17 protein-coding genes are annotated in these 17,480 nt (G+C 59.8%); 4 read left to right on the top strand and 13 right to left on the bottom strand.

Annotation, left to right across the window (positions count from 1 at the left end; all coding sequences use genetic code 11):
• Nucleotides 1-158: 158 nt before the first annotated feature.
• Complete coding sequence (locus ACK4TM_RS12920; RefSeq protein ID WP_409701932.1) at nucleotides 159-1,121, top strand: Hint domain-containing protein; 963 nt, start codon at nucleotides 159-161, stop codon at nucleotides 1,119-1,121.
• Here ACK4TM_RS12920 and ACK4TM_RS12915 read toward each other — a convergent pair.
• Nucleotides 1,110-1,691 carry a hypothetical protein gene (locus tag ACK4TM_RS12915; RefSeq protein ID WP_409701931.1) on the bottom strand — a complete coding sequence of 194 codons (582 nt, stop codon included), beginning with the start codon at nucleotides 1,689-1,691 and terminating at the stop codon, nucleotides 1,110-1,112. The two genes, ACK4TM_RS12920 and ACK4TM_RS12915, sit on opposite strands and share 12 nt — an antisense overlap.
• Nucleotides 1,692-1,787: 96 nt before the next feature.
• The gene (locus ACK4TM_RS12910; RefSeq protein ID WP_409701930.1) at nucleotides 1,788-2,429 is read right to left on the bottom strand and encodes a hypothetical protein; all 642 of its coding nucleotides are present in this window, start codon (nucleotides 2,427-2,429) and stop codon (nucleotides 1,788-1,790) included.
• A gap of 103 nt (nucleotides 2,430-2,532) precedes the next feature.
• Between ACK4TM_RS12910 and ACK4TM_RS12905 the strand changes: the two genes are divergently transcribed.
• From ACK4TM_RS12905 to ACK4TM_RS12895, 3 genes are all read left to right on the top strand, one after another.
• Nucleotides 2,533-4,128, top strand: a complete 1,596-nt coding sequence (locus ACK4TM_RS12905) for a peptide chain release factor 3 (RefSeq protein ID WP_409701929.1) — start codon at nucleotides 2,533-2,535, stop codon at nucleotides 4,126-4,128.
• Between the two features lie 189 nt (nucleotides 4,129-4,317).
• Entirely contained in the window at nucleotides 4,318-5,820 is a 1,503-nt protein-coding gene (locus ACK4TM_RS12900) for a DEAD/DEAH box helicase (protein ID WP_409701928.1), read from the top strand.
• A 114-nt stretch (nucleotides 5,821-5,934) separates the two neighbouring features.
• Entirely contained in the window at nucleotides 5,935-6,279 is a 345-nt protein-coding gene (locus tag ACK4TM_RS12895) for an Mpo1-like protein (RefSeq protein ID WP_409701927.1), read from the top strand.
• Here ACK4TM_RS12895 and ACK4TM_RS12890 read toward each other — a convergent pair.
• The 11 genes from ACK4TM_RS12890 to nuoH all read right to left on the bottom strand — a co-directional run.
• Nucleotides 6,276-7,955 (bottom strand): ribonuclease J, encoded by a 1,680-nt coding sequence (locus ACK4TM_RS12890; protein WP_409701926.1) that lies wholly within the window; start codon nucleotides 7,953-7,955, stop codon nucleotides 6,276-6,278. The two genes, ACK4TM_RS12895 and ACK4TM_RS12890, sit on opposite strands and share 4 nt — an antisense overlap.
• A complete protein-coding gene (locus ACK4TM_RS12885; RefSeq protein ID WP_409701925.1) occupies nucleotides 7,952-8,725 on the bottom strand; it encodes a type III pantothenate kinase in 774 nt (257 codons plus the stop codon). The genes ACK4TM_RS12890 and ACK4TM_RS12885 overlap by 4 nt, the downstream gene beginning before the upstream one ends.
• Nucleotides 8,726-8,742: 17 nt before the next feature.
• Nucleotides 8,743-9,504 (bottom strand): biotin--[acetyl-CoA-carboxylase] ligase, encoded by a 762-nt coding sequence (locus ACK4TM_RS12880; RefSeq protein ID WP_409701924.1) that lies wholly within the window; start codon nucleotides 9,502-9,504, stop codon nucleotides 8,743-8,745.
• Nucleotides 9,494-10,939, bottom strand: coding sequence for an NADH-quinone oxidoreductase subunit NuoN (gene nuoN / locus ACK4TM_RS12875; protein ID WP_409701923.1), 1,446 nt, complete (start codon nucleotides 10,937-10,939; stop codon nucleotides 9,494-9,496). The genes ACK4TM_RS12880 and nuoN overlap by 11 nt, the downstream gene beginning before the upstream one ends.
• 11 nt (nucleotides 10,940-10,950) lie before the next feature.
• Nucleotides 10,951-12,492 carry an NADH-quinone oxidoreductase subunit M gene (locus ACK4TM_RS12870; protein WP_409701922.1) on the bottom strand — a complete coding sequence of 514 codons (1,542 nt, stop codon included), beginning with the start codon at nucleotides 12,490-12,492 and terminating at the stop codon, nucleotides 10,951-10,953.
• Nucleotides 12,492-14,561, bottom strand: a complete 2,070-nt coding sequence (gene nuoL, locus ACK4TM_RS12865; RefSeq protein WP_409701921.1) for an NADH-quinone oxidoreductase subunit L — start codon at nucleotides 14,559-14,561, stop codon at nucleotides 12,492-12,494. The genes ACK4TM_RS12870 and nuoL overlap by 1 nt, the downstream gene beginning before the upstream one ends.
• Before the next feature lie 4 nt (nucleotides 14,562-14,565).
• Nucleotides 14,566-14,871, bottom strand: a complete 306-nt coding sequence (gene nuoK, locus ACK4TM_RS12860; protein WP_322892714.1) for an NADH-quinone oxidoreductase subunit NuoK — start codon at nucleotides 14,869-14,871, stop codon at nucleotides 14,566-14,568.
• 76 nt (nucleotides 14,872-14,947) lie between these two features.
• A complete protein-coding gene (locus ACK4TM_RS12855; protein WP_409701920.1) occupies nucleotides 14,948-15,553 on the bottom strand; it encodes an NADH-quinone oxidoreductase subunit J in 606 nt (201 codons plus the stop codon).
• The gene (locus tag ACK4TM_RS12850) at nucleotides 15,550-15,948 is read right to left on the bottom strand and encodes a carboxymuconolactone decarboxylase family protein (protein ID WP_409701919.1); all 399 of its coding nucleotides are present in this window, start codon (nucleotides 15,946-15,948) and stop codon (nucleotides 15,550-15,552) included. Before ACK4TM_RS12850 ends, ACK4TM_RS12855 begins: the two co-directional genes overlap by 4 nt.
• Nucleotides 15,945-16,445 carry an NADH-quinone oxidoreductase subunit NuoI gene (nuoI, locus tag ACK4TM_RS12845; RefSeq protein ID WP_409701918.1) on the bottom strand — a complete coding sequence of 167 codons (501 nt, stop codon included), beginning with the start codon at nucleotides 16,443-16,445 and terminating at the stop codon, nucleotides 15,945-15,947. The genes ACK4TM_RS12850 and nuoI overlap by 4 nt, the downstream gene beginning before the upstream one ends.
• A gap of 3 nt (nucleotides 16,446-16,448) precedes the next feature.
• Nucleotides 16,449-17,480: NADH-quinone oxidoreductase subunit NuoH (nuoH, locus tag ACK4TM_RS12840; RefSeq protein WP_409701917.1), on the bottom strand; the 1,032-nt coding region annotated here is incomplete at its 5' end.

Below are 17,480 nucleotides of genomic sequence, written 5' to 3'. Positions count from 1 at the left end.
TGACGGTTTCAAGGGACGCGTCGATCCCGACATAATAGCTCATGGTCCTTCCTCCGAGTTTTCAAAGTAGATGGATGGTATGATGACCTAAGCGGATCCGCCCACCTACTCCATCTTTGCCCCTTACGCAGGCGCAGGCGGCGGTGTAAACTCGCCCCATGGGTGAGACACAGATCACGATTGACGTCTGGCAAGGGGCGGATTTCCGCGTCGTAGACGGGGTACAGACCGGCGATCCGCTGGGCTTTGCCGATGAACTGGTGATGGATGATGTCTTTGCCCTGTTGCCCAAGGCGCAGCCCCTGCGGCTGGCCCTGCGCAGCACCGATACCGGGTTGCAGCGCGCAACCGGCGCGTCCAACGCGGTGCATCTGGATTGCTGCCTGACATTGATTGCCCCCGATGGCCAGACCGCCGAAGCGCTTGTGCTGGTCGAGGAAAGCGGCGGCGAGGTGATTGCGATCTATCTGATGGCGCTGGGTGATATTGTCGCAGAGCGGCGTTACCGTCTGATCGCGATGACCCGTCAGACCGCCACCCGCCGCTTTGCCGATGCCGAGGCCGGGTCCTTTGCCCGTGGCACCCGGATCACGATGGGTGACGGGCGGATGCACCCGGTCGAGGATCTGCAGCAAGGCGATCTGGTGCTGACCCGCGACGCGGGCAAGCAGCCCCTGCGTCACATCGTGCAGACGACATTGCGCGCGAGCGGCAATGCGATGCCCGTGGTGATCACCAAAGGCGCGCTGCAGAATGACGATGATCTGGTGCTGCGTCCCGATCACAGGATTTTCGTTTATCAGCGCGATGATCTGCTGGGCGCGGGCCGGGCAGAGGTGCTGGTCAAGGCCCGTCAATTGGTGGACGGCGTCAGCATCCTGCGGCGCGAGGGTGGTTTCATCGATTATTTCCAGCTGATCTTCGACGATCACCAGATCATCTATGCCGAAGGGATCGCGGCGGAATCGCATCTGGTGGATGCCCGCACCCGGCCCGCCCTGCCGCCGGATGCCACCATGGCCCCGCACCGGCACCGCCCGCATCTGGATTACAACGTCGCGGCCAGCCTGATCGACAGGCAGGATGCGGCGGCATTGCTGCGCCGTGCCTCAACCGCCTGACGCGACCTGCCTTGCCGCAAAAGCGCCGTGAAACATGTCAACCGCGTCGGCCTGCCCGATCTTGCCACGATGGATCACCCCGCTGACCGCAGTGCCACCGGGCCCATGAAAATCGCCCGAAATTTCCGCGCTCAGCGCATGGGTTTGCCCGGCTTGGGTCAGATTCCCGGTCAGATCCGCGCCGAACTGATAGTCGCGCGCTGCATGGGCATCAGGATAGATCCTGCCCCCGCTGATTTGCAACGCGCCATACACGGCAGCGCCCGGCCCTTGCAGCCCGCCGATAGTGCCGGTCATCGGCGCGGCCCCGCCGCCAAAATCAACGCTCAGCCGCAGATCGCCATGGTAAAGCGCAGGCGCGGAACCCAGCGGCAAGGCCAGCCGCGCCATGCCGCGATAATCGGCAACGCCGGTTGTGGGCAACGCCGCCATATAGCTGACTCCCATCTGCGCCACGCTGTCCTGCAAAGCCACAAACCCGGTTTCAGAGGGCACAGGCGGTCCCGACACCTGACCCCCACCGCCAGAGCAGGCGGCAAGACAGCAAAGAAGGGTGAATATCCGGATCATTCCCCCTTGTCGGACAGATCAGTTAACAGACGGTTAACGCAGGTTGGCAACGCCTGCATTTTGTTGCCCCGCGATGCGGACCGGCAACAGCGTGGGCTAGGGTGGCTGTGGCGTCACGACCCCTTCGGTTTCCACCACGATCACCAGCGTGCCATCCCGAATCTGGCCGTTTTGCACCACGCGCGCCGCCAGATCCGCCGCGGTGACAGCGCGCAGCGGATCAGCCAGAAATCTCCCCTCCAGATCCCCTGACAGCGCCAGTTGCTGGCCTGCCCCGGTCAGCGCGCCTGCGTAATGCAGGCGCAGGTCATGCTGCACCTGTCCCCCGGTGATGCTGATCGTGCCGTCATAATCGGCCACGCCGCCGCCCGGCCCGGTGCCGAAAAACCTGTCCATCCCGCCGCTGACCTGCCCTGCGCCGAAATCGACGTCCAGCCGCGCGTCGCCCGACAAGATCAGGGGCTGCGCGCCTTCCACCCGCAAGGTGGCGAAACCGGAAAATGCCGCCGCCCCTTGCGTAGGCAGGTCCGCCGTCATCACGGCCATGCCCGTCACGCCAGACACCGCATCGCCCAGCACGCGGATTTTCTGCTCCCTATATTCATCCAGCCGCGCCAGCCGCAGATCGGGCGGCGGCGGTGGCGGGATGACGGGGTCGCCGCCATAATTCGCACCACCGCCGCCGCCCCCGCAAGCCGCCACAAATGCGTAGAACATCACCCATATTACCCGGATCATAACCGCCGCCTTTCGCCCCCGTGATAACCGGCAATCGCAAATCTTGCGTTAACGGCGCCGCGCTCATTGCCCTTTTGCAGCGAACCCAATAAAGCCTGTGATCATGACAAATCGCCCGCAACTCCCCGCTGAAATTGCCCGCCGTCGCACCTTTGCGATCATCTCGCACCCGGATGCGGGCAAGACGACGCTAACCGAAAAATTCCTGCTTTATGGCGGTGCGATCCAGATGGCCGGACAAGTCCGCGCCAAGGGCGAGGCGCGGCGCACAAGGTCGGATTTCATGCAGATGGAAAAGGACCGCGGGATTTCCGTGTCCGCCTCGGCCATGTCGTTCGATTTTGGTAAATACCGCTTTAACCTTGTCGATACCCCCGGCCACTCGGATTTTTCCGAGGACACCTATCGCACGCTGACCGCCGTCGATGCCGCCGTGATGGTGATCGACGGGGCCAAAGGCGTGGAAAGCCAGACCCGCAAATTGTTCGAAGTGTGCCGGTTGCGCGATCTGCCGATCCTGACATTTTGCAACAAAATGGACCGCGAAAGCCGCGATACTTTCGATATCATTGACGAAATTCAGGAAAACCTGGCGATTGACGTGACCCCCGCGTCATGGCCCATCGGCGTGGGCCGCGAGTTCATTGGCTGCTATGATATCCTGCGCGACCGGCTGGAACTGATGGACCGCGCCGACCGCAACAAGGTCGCCGACAGCATCAGTATCAGCGGACTGGATGATCCGAAGCTGGCGGAACATGTCCCTGCCGATCTGCTGGAAAAATTCCGCGAAGAGATCGAGATGGCCAAGGCTCTGCTGCCCGCATTGGACCCTGAATCCGTGCTGAACGGGTCGATGACCCCGATCTGGTTTGGTTCGGCGATGAATTCTTTCGGGGTCAAGGAATTGATGGACGGTCTGGCCACCTATGGGCCAGAGCCGCAGATCCAATCGGCGCAGCCGCGCAATGTCGCCCCCGAAGAAACCGCCGTGACGGGTTTTGTGTTCAAGGTGCAGGCCAATATGGACCCCAAGCATCGCGACCGTGTGGCCTTTGTCCGGCTTGCGTCGGGGCATTTTGAACGCGGCATGAAACTGACCCATGTGCGCAGCAAGAAACAGATGGCGATTTCCAATCCTGTCCTGTTCCTTGCCGCCGACCGTGAACTGGCGGAGGAAGCCTGGGCCGGTGATATCATCGGCATCCCCAACCACGGGCAATTGCGTATCGGCGACACATTGACCGAGGGCGAAGCGATCCGCGTCACGGGCATCCCGTCCTTTGCGCCGGAATTGCTGCAATCCTGCCGCGCGGGCGATCCGATGAAGGCCAAGCATCTGGAAAAAGCCCTGATGCAATTCGCCGAAGAAGGGGCGGCAAAGGTGTTCAAACCCAGTTTCGGCTCGGGCTTCATCGTCGGCGTCGTCGGCGCCCTGCAATTCGAGGTGCTGGCCAGCCGGATCGAGCTGGAATACGGCCTGCCGGTGCGCTTTGAAGGGTCGCAATTCACCTCTGCCCGCTGGGTGGCGGGGGACAAGGCCGCGGTCGACGCCTTTGTGTCCGCGAACAAACAACATATCGCCACGGATAACGACGGCGACACGGTGTTCCTGACCCGCCTGCAATGGGACATCGACCGCGTGGGCCGCGACTATCCGGGGATCACGCTGACCGCGACGAAGGAAATGATGGTGTGACAGGGACGAGGAAGACGCAGACCTTTTCCCGCCAATGTCCCGGGTCTGCGGGTAAAAAGACCCGCACCTTGACGATCCGGCACATTTCCGTTACCCGCTATTCAGCGCCTTTTGAGGCCACGACGCCGGGACGCCGGAACATTGCGTCCTTTCACATCTTGCGGACCGATCCGCAAACACAGGACGCATATGACCAAATTCTCTGATATGAACCTTGACGCCAAGGTTCTTAAGGCTGTCGCCGAAACCGGCTACGATACCCCGACCCCTATTCAGGATGGCGCGATCCCGCCCGCCCTTGAAGGCCGCGATGTTCTGGGCATCGCTCAGACCGGCACTGGCAAGACTGCTGCTTTTACGCTGCCGATGATTACGCTGCTGGGCCGTGGCCGGGCGCGCGCGCGGATGCCGCGCAGCCTCGTGCTGGCCCCGACGCGGGAATTGGCCGCACAGGTTGCCGAAAATTTCGATGCCTATGCCAAATATACCAAGCTGACCAAGGCCCTGCTGATCGGCGGCACGTCATTCAAGGATCAGGACAAGCTGATCGACAAGGGCGTCGATGTGCTGATCGCGACGCCCGGTCGGTTGCTGGACCATCTGGAACGCGGCAAGCTGATCCTGACAGACGTCAAGATCATGGTGGTGGATGAGGCGGACCGGATGCTGGATATGGGGTTCATCCCCGATATCGAGGAAATCTTCAAACGCACACCATTCACCCGCCAGACGCTGTTTTTCAGCGCGACGATGGCGCCTGAAATCGAACGTATCACCAATACATTCCTGTCGAACCCCGCCAAGGTCGAAGTCGCCCGCGCCGCCACGACCAATGTGAACATCAAACAAGGCGTGGTGATGTTCAAGGCCAGCACCAAGACCAAGGAAGCCGCTGAAAAACGCGCCCTTTTACGCGCGCTGATCAATGCCGAAGGTGACGCCTGTTCCAACGCAATCATCTTTTGCAACCGCAAGGCGGATGTCGATGTCGTCGCGAAATCCCTGAACAAATACGGCTATGACGCCGCCCCGATCCACGGCGATCTGGAACAAAGCCACCGCACACGTACGCTGGAATCCTTCCGCGATAACAAGTTGCGGTTCCTTGTGGCCTCTGATGTCGCCGCGCGTGGCCTTGATATCCCCGCCGTGACCCATGTGTTCAATTTCGACGTGCCCAGCCATGCCGAAGATTACGTCCACCGCATCGGTCGCACGGGCCGTGCCGGGCGTTCAGGTGTCGCGATCATGATTTGCGCGGGCCGCGATGAAAAGAACCTCGAAGGCGTGGAACGGCTGGTGCAGAACCCGATTCCGCGGCTGGAAAATCCGCTGGGCGTGACCGCGCCTGTCGCCGATGAACCGGCCACGACCGAAGACGCGCCCAAGCGCACACGCAGCCGCAGCCGCCGCAATCCGGCGAAAGAGGCCCCTGCAGCCGCAGCAGAAGTCGCCGATGCGCTGGTGGAAACCGTGGTGGAGAAACCTGCCGAACAACCGCAGGAGCGCGCACCACGCCCACAGCGCGAACCGCAAAAGCCGCGCGAAGAACAACCGCGCCAGCACCAGCACAGCCGCAACAATGACCGCCGTGACAACGATCGTCGTGACAACGGGTCGCGGATTGTGGGCATGGGCGACGACACGCCCAGTTTCATCGCGAAAAGCTTTGAAGAACGCGCCAAAGGGTGATTGCATGTCGGGGTCCAACCCCGACCGCCCTGCCCCTGCACCGCAGCGGACCCAGCGTTAAACTTGACAGATAGCGCGCTGTCGATCCACCCTTGATCAAAGGGAGGATCGATAATGTTAAAGGGCAAAAGCTGGGATCACTGGATCGCAAGATATCAGGAAAGCCACCAGAACCGGATCAATCAATTGACCCATACTATCGGGATTCCGATGATCGTGGTGTCGATTCCGCTGGCTGTGGCCAGCATATTCATCTCGGGGCTTTGGGTGGTGGCCGCAGGACTGTTCGTGATCGGCTGGGTCCTGCAATTCGTCGGCCACGCCATCGAAGGCAAGCCGCCAGAGTTTCTGAGGGACTGGCGTTTCCTGCTGGTCGGCACCCGCTGGTGGCTGGCCAAAATGACCGGCAGGATTGAAGGCGCAGGTCGGGGTCTACCCCCGACCCACACGGACCCCTAGGCCAGACGGCTGATGATCACGATGACTTCGGGCTTTTTGCCGATCTCACCCTGCGCCGATCTGCGCGCGATCATCTTCAGCTCTTTATCCAGCTTTTCATCATCGGCCAATGTCTTACGATGCGCGCGGCCCAGGAACTGACCCAGATCCTGTTCCACCACATCGACCAAAGGTGCGTTGTTGCGGCCAATCTCAGGCAGGCCCGAAATTTCGACCCATGGGTCGCCCAGAACTTCGTCGTTTTCGTCGATGATCACGGTTACGATCATCTGCCCGTTCAGCGCCATGCGGATACGGTCACGCACCACACCATCCAGCGCGCCGATCTGCACCGAGCCGTCCAGATAAGTCCGGCCGGTTTCGATATATTCGGCGACCTTGGGGCGGTTGCCCGACAGATCCACCATCATGCCGTTCACTGCGACGATACCGGTCATGCCGTTCGCCTCGGCCAGTTTGGCATGGGCGCGCAGGTGGCGGTGTTCGCCATGCATCGGGATCAGGATCTGCGCCTTCACGATCTCATGCATCCGCACCAGATCCGGGCGGTTGGCGTGGCCCGAGACGTGATACTTGCCGCCCTCGTCATCAACGATATCGACACCGAGTTCGGATAGCTGGTTCATGATCTTGATCACGCCGCGTTCATTGCCGGGGATGATCTTGGATGAAAACAGGAAGGTATCGCCTTCCTTCAGCTTCATCCCCAGATAAGACCCCTGCGCCAGTTGCGCGGAGGCGGCACGGCGTTCGCCCTGCGATCCTGTGACCAGCAGCATCAGGTTCTGGCGCGGCATCGACAGCGCATCTTCGACAGACACCACCGTTGGAAAATCTTCCAGCAGCCCTTCGTTCTTGGCCGCCTCGACCATGGCGCGCATCGCACGGCCGAGCAGCACGACGGACCGGCCCGCGTCACGTGCCGCTGTCGCCAGCGTCTGCAACCGGGCCACGTTCGAGGCAAAGGTCGTCGCCACGACCATGCCGGTGGCCCCACGCATCATTTCGGTGATCGCGGGGGTCAGCGTGCTTTCTGACCGGCCCGCATGCTGGGAAAACACATTCGTGCTGTCGCAGATCAATGCTTTGACGCCGGGCTTGGACACTTCCTGCCACATCGCCTCGTTCCACGGATCACCCACAACAGGATTTTCGTCGATCTTGAAATCCCCGGTGTGGATCAACCGGCCCTCGGGCGTGTCTATCAGCAGACCGGCACTTTCAGGGATCGAATGGCTGATCGGCAGATAGGACACTTTGAACGGGCCACAGGTGATGACATGCGGGTAAGGGTCCACGACATTAACGGTCTTGGGCGATGCGCCGTGTTCTTCCAGCTTGCGCCGGGCGATATTGGCGGTGAAGGGGCGGGCATAGACCGGTGCGCCCAACTGATGCCAGTAGTGGCCGACGGCGCCGACATGGTCTTCGTGCGCGTGGGTGATGAAGATCCCGTCGATCTGGTTGCGCCGCGCCTTCAGCCAGCTGATATCGGGCAGGATGATATCCACGCCGGGTGTCGTATCCATGTCGGGAAAGGCGATGCCCAGATCGACCACGATCAGCCGTTCATTGCCCGCCGGACCATAGCCGTAAACATAGCAGTTCATGCCGATCTCGCCGGCACCCCCCAGGGGAAGATAAATCAATCGGCTGTTAGCCTTCGCGCTGCTCATAAATTGTCCTTGTTGTATCGGTGAATCACGGTCAGCCCGTGCATCGTCAAATCATCTTCAAACGCGTCGAACAGGGTTTCGGTCTGTTGAAACAAGGCCGCGAGGCCCCCGGTTGCGATCACTGGCATGTCACTGCCGCGTTCAGCTTTAATTCTTGCGCATATCTCACGGACCAAACCGATGTAACCCCAAAAGATGCCCGATTGCATGCAGGCCACGGTGTTCGATCCGACCACGGATTGCGGCTTGGTGATATCGACATGCGGCAGGGCGGCGGCGGCACTGTGCAGCGCCTCAAGGCTGAGGTTGACACCCGGTGCGATCACCCCCCCGACATAGGCGCCATCGCTTTCGACCACGTCAAAGGTCGTCGCCGTGCCGAAATCCACCACGATCAGATTGCCGCCATGCCGGTCGAATGCCCCTGCGGTATTGACCAGCCGGTCCGGCCCTACCTGCGTGCCGATATCGACACGCGGCGGCACCGGCAGCGCGCAATCGGGCTTGCCCACGACCAGCGGGCGACAGTTATAATACCTGTCCGCCAGCACCCGCAGATTGAACACGACACGCGGCACGGTCGAGCTGATGATCATCTCGTCAATCACCACATCCAGATGCTGCAATCGCATCAGCGTGCTGAGCCAGACGTAATATTGATCCGCCGTGCGCTGCCATTCGGTGCTGGTGCGCCATGTGCCGATGAAATCTGTCCCGTCCCAGATCGAAAACACCGTATTGGTATTGCCGCAATCAATGGCCAGAAGCATGTGCCATCCTCCCCCGTTCAGAAAAACACATCCGCGGCAGATATCGCGCGCGGGCCGGTGCCGGTGATCAGCACCAGATTGCCGTCTTCATCAATGCTGTCGAAAACGCCGCTGATCTCTTCACGCATGGTGCGGGCGGTGATCATCTCGCCCAGACGCGCGGCATGGCGCAACCAGTCTTGCCGGATCCGGGCAAAGCCCAACTCTTTCAGCTTGGCTTCTTGCGTGGCATAGGCATCGGCGAGCGTGGCAAGGAAATCACCCGGTTCCACCTCCCAGCCGCCAGCCGCCATCAGGCTGGTGGGGGCAAAGGATGCATCGGGCACATTCTGCGGCACATGGCGCAGGTTCACGCCGATCCCGATGGACAACCAGTCGATATAGGGGCCCTGCCCGCTGCTTTCCAACAGGATGCCCGCGACCTTGCCACCTGACAGCAGCACGTCATTTGGCCATTTCAGGGCCAGCTTTTCTGCCGGGACATAGATCGCCAGTGCCGCGAACAGCGCATTGGCGGCAAGAAAGGACCGCCGCGCCGCCTCTGCCGCTGTGGCGTCGGGTTTGAAGATCAGTGTCGCGTTCAGATTGCCAGCAGGCGTGTGCCAGACCTTGCCGCGCCTGCCCCGCGCAGCGGTCTGGGCATGCGCCATGATCCATGTCGGCTGGCCGATGTCAGGCGCACGGCGCGCAGCCTCTGCCATTGTGCTGTCGACCTCGTCCAGCACGATACGGCCATAGCCCTCCGGCCAGTGCCCATGTCCTGTACGGTCAGTTGACAAGCGTCGCCGCCGCAGCCGCCGCCATCGGGTCCAGCCCGAAGAGGTTGACACCGGGTATCCACGCCAAACCAATAATCGCGGCCGACACCACGGCTGTCACCCACAGAACCGGCGGCGTGCGGCCATCCAGCGCCTGCGTGTCTTCGCCGAAATACATGTAATAGACGATGCGCAGGTAATAGAACGCGCTGATCACCGAGGCAATCACACCCGCAACGGCCAGCCATGCCAGCCCGCCCTGATAGGCGGCCAGCAGCACGGCATATTTGCCGAAAAAGCCCAGCATTGGCGGCACACCGGCCAGGCTGAACATCATCACCAGCATCACCAGCGCCAGAAGCGGCTGACGTTTGGAATAGGATTTCAGCGCGGCGATATCGACCACGGGCCGTCCGTCCTTTTCCATCGTCAGGATCAGGGCGAAAGTGCCGATATTCATGGTGACATAAATCACCATATAGACCAGCATCGCCTGCACCCCGGCGACGGTACCGGCCGCCAGACCCATCATCGCGAACCCCATATGGGATATGGACGAATAAGCCATCAGCCGTTTGATATTGGTCTGCCCGATGGCGGCAACCGCGCCAAGGAACATCGACGCGACGGCAAGAAAGGCCACGATCTGCTGCCATTCACCGACGATCCCGCCAAAGGCGTCATGCACCACGCGGGCGAACAGCGCGATGGCCGCCACCTTTGGCGCTGTCGCGAAAAAGGCGGTGACGGGGGTTGGCGACCCTTCATAGACATCAGGCGTCCACATATGGAACGGCACGGCGGACACTTTGAACGCAAAGCCCGCGATCAGGAAGACCAGACCGAACAGCAGGCCAAGCGATGCGCCACCTTCTGCGGCGGCGATGATGCCGGTGAACAATGTCGTGCCTGCAAAGCCATAGGTCAGCGATGCCCCATAGAGCAGCAAACCTGATGACAACGCGCCAAGAACAAAATACTTCAACCCGGCTTCGGTCGATTTCGCGTTGTCGCGGCGCAAAGAAGCCACGACATAAAGCGCCAGCGATTGCAGTTCCAGCCCCATGTACAGCACCATCAGATCGCCTGCACTGACCATGACCATCATGCCGACCACGGCCAATGCGATCAGCACCGGATATTCGAACCGCAGCAAGCCACGACGCTGCATATAGCCTTCGCTCATCAGCAGGACGACAGCGGCGGACAGCAGGATCGTGACCTTGGCAAAGCGCGCAAAACCGTCATCGACGAACATGCCGTTGAAGGCAAGGTTATAGCCCTGCCCGTTCACCCCGATGGCCAGCGCCAGCAGCACGAACACGCCTGCCGTCATCCAGGTCAGCAGTGATGCAGCCCCGTCCTTGCTGGTGTATACCGCCCCCAACAGGGCGAGCATGGCGTAAACCGCCAGCACGATCTCGGGCAACAGGATCTGGATATCAGCGCCAATCATCGTCAGCTTCCTTAATTCGCAGCGAATTGGCTGGCGGAATGGAAGGCCGCCAAAGCCGTATCATAATTATCGACCAGCGCCGCAACGCTTGGCCCGATCATATCGAGGATCAGCGCCGGATAGACACCCAGCAGCAATGTCATCACCACCAAAGGCGCAAAGATCAACCGTTCACGCCGGGTCATGTCGGTGATCGATCGCAGGCTTTCCTTGATCAGATCGCCCAGCACAACGCGGCGGTACAGCCATAGCGCATAAGCCGCCGACAGGATCACACCCGATGTCGCGAACAGCGCCACCCATGTGTTCACCTGAAATACGCCCACCAGCGTCAGGAATTCCCCGACAAAGCCCGATGTGCCGGGCAGGCCGACATTGGCCATGGTGAAGAACAGGAAGATCAGCGCGTAGGCGGGCATCCGGTTGACCAGACCGCCATAGGCGTCAATCTCTCGCGTGTGCATCCGGTCATAGATCACGCCGACGCAAAGGAACAAGGCGCCGGAAATGAACCCGTGGCTGATCATCTGGAAGATCGCACCATCGACACCTTGCTGATTGGCACTGAAAATCCCCATCGTCACGAAACCCATATGGGCGACCGATGAATAGGCGATCAGCTTTTTCATATCCGACTGCGCCAGTGCGACCAGCGAGGTATAGACAATCGCGATGGCCGACAGCCACAGCACCAGCGGCCCCATCACCTCGGACCCCACTGGGAACATCGGCAGGCTGAAGCGCAGGAAACCATAGCCACCCAGTTTCAGCAGGATCGCGGCCAGCACGACCGACCCGGCGGTTGGCGCCTGCACGTGTGCGTCAGGCAACCATGTATGGACCGGCCACATCGGCATTTTCACCGCAAAGCTGGCAAAGAACGCAAGCCACAGCAAGGTCTGCATCCCGCCGACGATCTGGATGCCCAGAATGCTGAAATTCTCGGTCCCAAAACTATGCGTCATCAGGGTCGGGATATCGGTGGTCCCCGCTTCGGTGAACATCGCCACCATCGCGACCAGCATAAGGACGGACCCAAGGAAGGTGTACAGGAAGAATTTGAAGGATGCGTAAATCCGATCCTTGCCGCCCCAGATGCCGATGATCAGGAACATCGGGATCAGACCCGCCTCGAAGAACAGGTAGAACAGCACCAGATCAAGCGCGAGGAACACGCCCAGCATCAGGGTTTCCAGGATCAGGAAGGCAATCATGTATTCCTTGACCCGCGTCGTCACGTTCCAGCAGGACGCGATCACCAAGGGCATCAGGAACGTGGTCAGCATCACGAACAGGATCGAAATGCCATCCACGCCCATCTTGTATTGCAGGCCCAGAATCCAGTCTGCGGTTTCGACCAGTTGGAAATCCGTATTGGCCGGATCGAAATTGGTCAGGATGAACAGCGAACAGATGAATGTCACCGCCGTTGTCACCAGTGCGACCCATTTGGCATTGCGCTGTGCAGCTTCATCATCGCCGCGCAGGCCAAGGGCCAGAATGACCGCCCCCAGCAAAGGCAGGAAGGTCGTCAGCGTCAGGATATTGCCCATCAGTTTGCCCCCCCGGTCAGCGTGACAATGGTGATCAGCACCGCGATCCCCAGCACCATGGCAAAGGCATAGGTGAACACATAGCCCGATTGCGCCCGCCCCGCGAGCCGGGTGAAGAACGGAATGATCCCAAGGGCCACGCCATTGATCCCGCCGTCAATCGTGTTGGTATCGCCCTGTTTCCACAGGATGCGCCCCAAGGCCAGCGTCGGCCGGACGAAGATGAAGTTATACAATTCGTCAAAGTACCATTTATTAAGCAGGAAGTCGTAAAGCGGTGCCTGCTGCCGTGCCAGAATGCCCGGCAATTCGGGCCGCCGGATATACATCTGCCAGGCCAGCGCCAGACCCGCCAGCATGGCGATGAACGGGGACAGACGCACCCATGTCGGCACCGCATGCGCGTCGTTCAGCACATGATTGCCTTCGCGTGCGTGGATCGCGCCCTCACCGGGGATGCCGGTCAGATTGTAATGTGGATACGCCTCAGGGTCAGCGCTTTCCTCTGCCGCGTAAGGGACGCCGAAGAATGCGCCGACCTTGGCATTGGTGCCAAAGAAACTGCCATACCAGACCATACCGCTGAAGATCGCCCCGATGGCCAGCACATAAAGCGGGATCATCATGGACTTCGGCGCTTCATGCGCGTGGTCATGCGTGTGTTTGTCGCCGCGCGGCGTGCCGTAGAAGGTCAGGAACATCAGACGCCAGCTATAGAAACTGGTCATCGCGGCGGCGATCACCAGCATCCAGAAGGCATAGCCGCCTGCGGTACCGGCATAGGCGCTTTCGATGATCGCATCCTTCGACACGAAACCGGCAAAACCGATGGGAAAGCCCACGTAAAGCAGCGGGATACCAACACCGGTAATCGCAAGCGTTCCGATCATCATCATCCAGAAGGTTTTCGGGATCTTGTGGCGCAAGCCGCCGTAATTCCGCATATCCTGCTCATGATGCATCGCGTGAATGACGGACCCTGCGCCAAGGAACAGCATTGCCTTGAAAAACGCATGCGTCAGCAGGTGGAACATGGCGACGGAATAGACGCCCAGACCGGCGGCGACGAACATATAACCCAACTGCGAACAGGTAGAATAAGCGATGACGCGTTTGATGTCATTCTGCACCAGCCCCACGGTCGCGGCAAAGAATGCGGTGGTGGCCCCGATGAAGACGACGAAACCCATCGCCTCTGGCGCATATTCCATCAAGGGCGACATGCGGCAGACAAGGAACACACCAGCAGTAACCATCGTCGCGGCGTGGATCAGGGCGGACACGGGTGTCGGCCCTTCCATGGCGTCGGGCAACCATGTGTGCAGGAATAGTTGCGCGGATTTGCCCATCGCGCCGACAAACAGCAAAAAGGCGATCAGGTTCGCGGCATTCCAGTCGCGCCACAGGAAGGTGATTGTCGTCTCGGCAATCGTCGGCACAGCGGCAAAGATATCGTCGAACCGGATGCTGTCCGTCAGCAGATAAAGCGCGAAAATCCCCAGAAGAAAGCCGAAATCACCCACCCGGTTGACCACGAATGCCTTGATCGCGGCGGCATTGGCGCTGGGTTTGCGATAATAAAAGCCGATCAGCAGATAGGACGCGACGCCCACACCTTCCCAGCCAAAGAAAAGCTGCACAAGGTTGTCGGCGGTCACCAGCATCAGCATCGCGAAGGTGAAGAAGGACAGATAGGCAAAGAACCGGGGGCGATAGCTTTCGTGTTCCTTGAAATTCTCGTCATGCGCCATGTAGCCGAAGGAATACATATGCACCAAGGCCGACACCGTCGTGATCACGATCAGCATGATCGCGGTCAGCCGGTCCATCCGGATGCCCCAATCGGTGGCGAAGGTACCGCTTTCGATCCAGCGCAGGATCGTGATGGAATAGCCACCATTGGCATGGGCCGCCGGATCGAATGTCAGGAAAACAACCCAGGACAGGATCGCCGCCAGAAACAACAGGCTGGTCGCGGTCCATTGAGCCGCCACCTCGCCGATAATCTTCCAGCCAAAGCCGCAGATGATCGCACCGACCAGCGGGGCAAAAAGAATGATACTTTCCATCGGGTCAGCCCTTCATCACGTTGACGTCTTCAACGTCGATGGTCCCGCGGTTGCGGAAGAAACACACAAGGATTGCAAGGCCGATTGCCGCCTCTGCCGCGGCAACCGTCAGCACAAACAGCGTGAACACTTGCCCCACCAGATCGCCCAGATAGGCAGAAAAGGCGACCAGATTGATATTCACCGCCAGCAGCATCAATTCGATGCTCATCAGCAGGATGATGATGTTCTTGCGGTTCAGAAACAGCCCGAAGATGCCGATGACGAAAAGCGCAGAGGCCACCGCCAGATAATGTTCAAGTCCGATCATTCATTCGTCCCTCCGAAGCACTGGCTTCGATATTCTTCATTATCGCCACCCCGGACAGATCCGGAGCAGCAAAGTTTCACAGGCCCTGCCCCGGCTTTACGTCGCGCAGTTCCATTGCCTTGGCCGGATCGCGGTACATCTGATTGAGGATGTTCTGCCGCTTGATATCGACGCGGTGGCGCAGGGTCAGCACAATCGCCCCGATCATCGCCACCAGCAGGATCAGACCCGCCAGCTGGAACAGCAGGATATAATCGTCAAACAGGATCAGCCCCAGCGCGCGGGTATTGTCGATATCCCCGGCCGGTGCCGCAATCCGCGTTTCGATCCCGTCCGAAAAGCCCCAGACACCGAAAGCCAGCGCGAGCTGCATCAGGATCACCACACCGATCAGCAGGGCCAGCGGCAGGTATTTTGTCATCTCCGCCTTCAGCTTGGCGAAATCGACATCCAGCATCATGACAACGAACAAGAACAGAACCGCGACCGCGCCGACATAGACGATGATAAGCAGCATCGCGACGAATTCCGCGCCCAGCGTCACGAACAGGCCCGCCGAGGACAAAAACGAAAGGATCAGCCACAGCACCGAATGCACCGGGTTGCGGCTGATCACGGTGAACAGACCGCCGGTAACGGTGGTGATGGCGAACAGATAAAAGGTGAAGGCAAACACGCTCATGCGTTGTCATCCTTTTCAAGGACTTCGTTGGCCAGGTCCATCGCCTTGGTCATGGCAGGCACGCCTGCGAACATGCCCATCTGCGCAATGGTTTCGGCGATCTCTTGTTTTGTGGCACCCGCTTCGACCAGATGGCGCAGGGTCAGGCGGATCTGCGCCTCGGCCTGTGCGCCCAGAACGGTCAGGCCCGCCAGCGTCAGCAGCAGGCGCGTTTTCGCGTCCAGACCATTGGGGTTGATGCCTTTGCCAAAGAACATCTCCATCGCGTCCTTGGGCATTGTGGGCCAAAGCGCCTCGAACCCTTTGGGGGAAAAGGCGTTCATGTCGAAATTCATCGACTTGGCCCAGTCCTGGCTCATCTTCATCATCTGTTCAAAGGGGTTCTGATCGCTCATCTGTAGGGTGCATCCAGTTCAAGGTTGCGGGCGATCTGCGCTTCCCAGCGGTCGCCGTTTTCCAGCAGCTTCGCCTTGTCGTAATACAGTTCTTCGCGGGTTTCAGTGCTGAATTCGAAATTCGGCCCTTCGACGATGGCATCGACGGGGCAGGCTTCCTGACAGAACCCGCAATAGATGCATTTGGTCATGTCGATGTCGTAACGCGTGGTGCGGCGCGATCCGTCGTCGCGCGGTTCGGCATCAATCGTGATGGCCTGCGCCGGGCAGACAGCCTCGCATAATTTGCAGGCGATGCAGCGTTCTTCGCCATTGGCATAGCGGCGCAGCGCATGTTCGCCCCGGAAACGCGGGCTGAGCGGGCCTTTTTCATGCGGATAGTTCAGCGTTGCTTTGGCGGCGAAGAAATACTTCATCCCCAGTCGGAACCCGGCCCAGAAATCCTGCAGCAGGAAATATTTGGCCGCGCGGGTGTAATCCATATTGGTCTTGGTCATGACTTAACCTCCGATCGCCCAGCGGGCCCAAAAGCCGCCGAACACTTCGTATTTTGCCAGAAACGACACCAGCACGACCCAGGCCAACGACAGGGGCAGGAAGACCTTCCAGCCAATCCGCATCAACTGGTCATAGCGGTAGCGCGGGATGATCGCCTTGACCATGGCGAACATGAAGAACACCAGCAGCATTTTCAGGATCATCCAGAAAATACCATCCGGCAAGCCCGGGATCGGTGACAGCCAGCCACCCAGGAACAGCAGCGATACCAGCGCGCACATCAGCACGACCGCCATCAACTCGCCGATCATGAACAACAGGAACGGCGTGGATGAATATTCGACCTGATAACCGGCAACCAGTTCCGATTCCGCCTCTGGCAGATCGAACGGCGGGCGGTTGGTTTCGGCCAATGCGCTGATGAAGAACAAGAACAGCATCGGGAAATGCGCGATCACATACCAGTTCAGCAGACCGGCATCGCCGCGCTGCGCATTGACGATATCGCCCAGATTCATCGACCCGGTGGAGATGATCACACCGATGATGATCAGACCGATGGAGACCTCATAGGAAATCATCTGCGCCGCAGACCGCAGCGAGCCGAGGAACGGGTATTTGGAGTTCGATGCCCAGCCGCCCATGATCACCCCGTAAACCTCCAGACTGGAGATCGCGAAGATATACAGGATCGCGACGTTGATATCGGCCAGCACCCAGCCATCATTGAACGGGATCACCGCCCAGGTGATGACGGCCAGCACAAAGGCGATCATCGGTGCGAGGAAAAAGACGAATTTATCCGCCCCCGCAGGGACCACGATTTCCTTGACGATATATTTCAGAAAATCCGCAAATGATTGCAGCAACCCGAAAGGACCAACGATATTCGGCCCCCGGCGCATCTGCACCGCGGCCCAGACCTTGCGGTCGGCATACATCAGAAACGCCAGCGCCACCAAAAGCGGAACCAGCACCAACAGGCTTTGCCCCAGAATGACCAGCACGATGCCAGTGTTGGTATTGGTGAAGAA

It is taken from the genome of Yoonia sp. (assembly GCF_046292185.1).
In the GTDB taxonomy this organism is placed as follows: domain Bacteria; phylum Pseudomonadota; class Alphaproteobacteria; order Rhodobacterales; family Rhodobacteraceae; genus Yoonia.
This window is presented reverse-complemented; position numbering and strand designations above follow the sequence as displayed.

Excerpts from the sequence above, each read along its gene's own strand:
- ACK4TM_RS12920 (WP_409701932.1), top strand. The coding sequence starts at position 159 with ATGGGTGAGACACAGATCACGATTGACGTCTGGCAAGGGGCGGATTTC.
- ACK4TM_RS12900 (WP_409701928.1), top strand. The coding sequence starts at position 4,318 with ATGACCAAATTCTCTGATATGAACCTTGACGCCAAGGTTCTTAAGGCT.
- ACK4TM_RS12850 (WP_409701919.1), bottom strand. The coding sequence starts at position 15,948 with ATGAGCGATCAGAACCCCTTTGAACAGATGATGAAGATGAGCCAGGAC.
- ACK4TM_RS12905 (WP_409701929.1), top strand. The coding sequence starts at position 2,533 with ATGACAAATCGCCCGCAACTCCCCGCTGAAATTGCCCGCCGTCGCACC.
- ACK4TM_RS12855 (WP_409701920.1), bottom strand. The coding sequence starts at position 15,553 with ATGAGCGTGTTTGCCTTCACCTTTTATCTGTTCGCCATCACCACCGTT.
- ACK4TM_RS12885 (WP_409701925.1), bottom strand. The coding sequence starts at position 8,725 with ATGCTTCTGGCCATTGATTGCGGCAATACCAATACGGTGTTTTCGATC.
- ACK4TM_RS12870 (WP_409701922.1), bottom strand. The coding sequence starts at position 12,492 with ATGGGCAATATCCTGACGCTGACGACCTTCCTGCCTTTGCTGGGGGCG.
- ACK4TM_RS12915 (WP_409701931.1), bottom strand. The coding sequence starts at position 1,691 with ATGATCCGGATATTCACCCTTCTTTGCTGTCTTGCCGCCTGCTCTGGC.
- nuoI (WP_409701918.1), bottom strand. The coding sequence starts at position 16,445 with ATGACCAAGACCAATATGGATTACACCCGCGCGGCCAAATATTTCCTG.
- ACK4TM_RS12910 (WP_409701930.1), bottom strand. The coding sequence starts at position 2,429 with ATGATCCGGGTAATATGGGTGATGTTCTACGCATTTGTGGCGGCTTGC.
- nuoL (WP_409701921.1), bottom strand. The coding sequence starts at position 14,561 with ATGGAAAGTATCATTCTTTTTGCCCCGCTGGTCGGTGCGATCATCTGC.
- nuoK (WP_322892714.1), bottom strand. The coding sequence starts at position 14,871 with ATGATCGGACTTGAACATTATCTGGCGGTGGCCTCTGCGCTTTTCGTC.
- ACK4TM_RS12890 (WP_409701926.1), bottom strand. The coding sequence starts at position 7,955 with ATGAGCAGCGCGAAGGCTAACAGCCGATTGATTTATCTTCCCCTGGGG.
- ACK4TM_RS12895 (WP_409701927.1), top strand. The coding sequence starts at position 5,935 with ATGTTAAAGGGCAAAAGCTGGGATCACTGGATCGCAAGATATCAGGAA.
- nuoN (WP_409701923.1), bottom strand. The coding sequence starts at position 10,939 with ATGATTGGCGCTGATATCCAGATCCTGTTGCCCGAGATCGTGCTGGCG.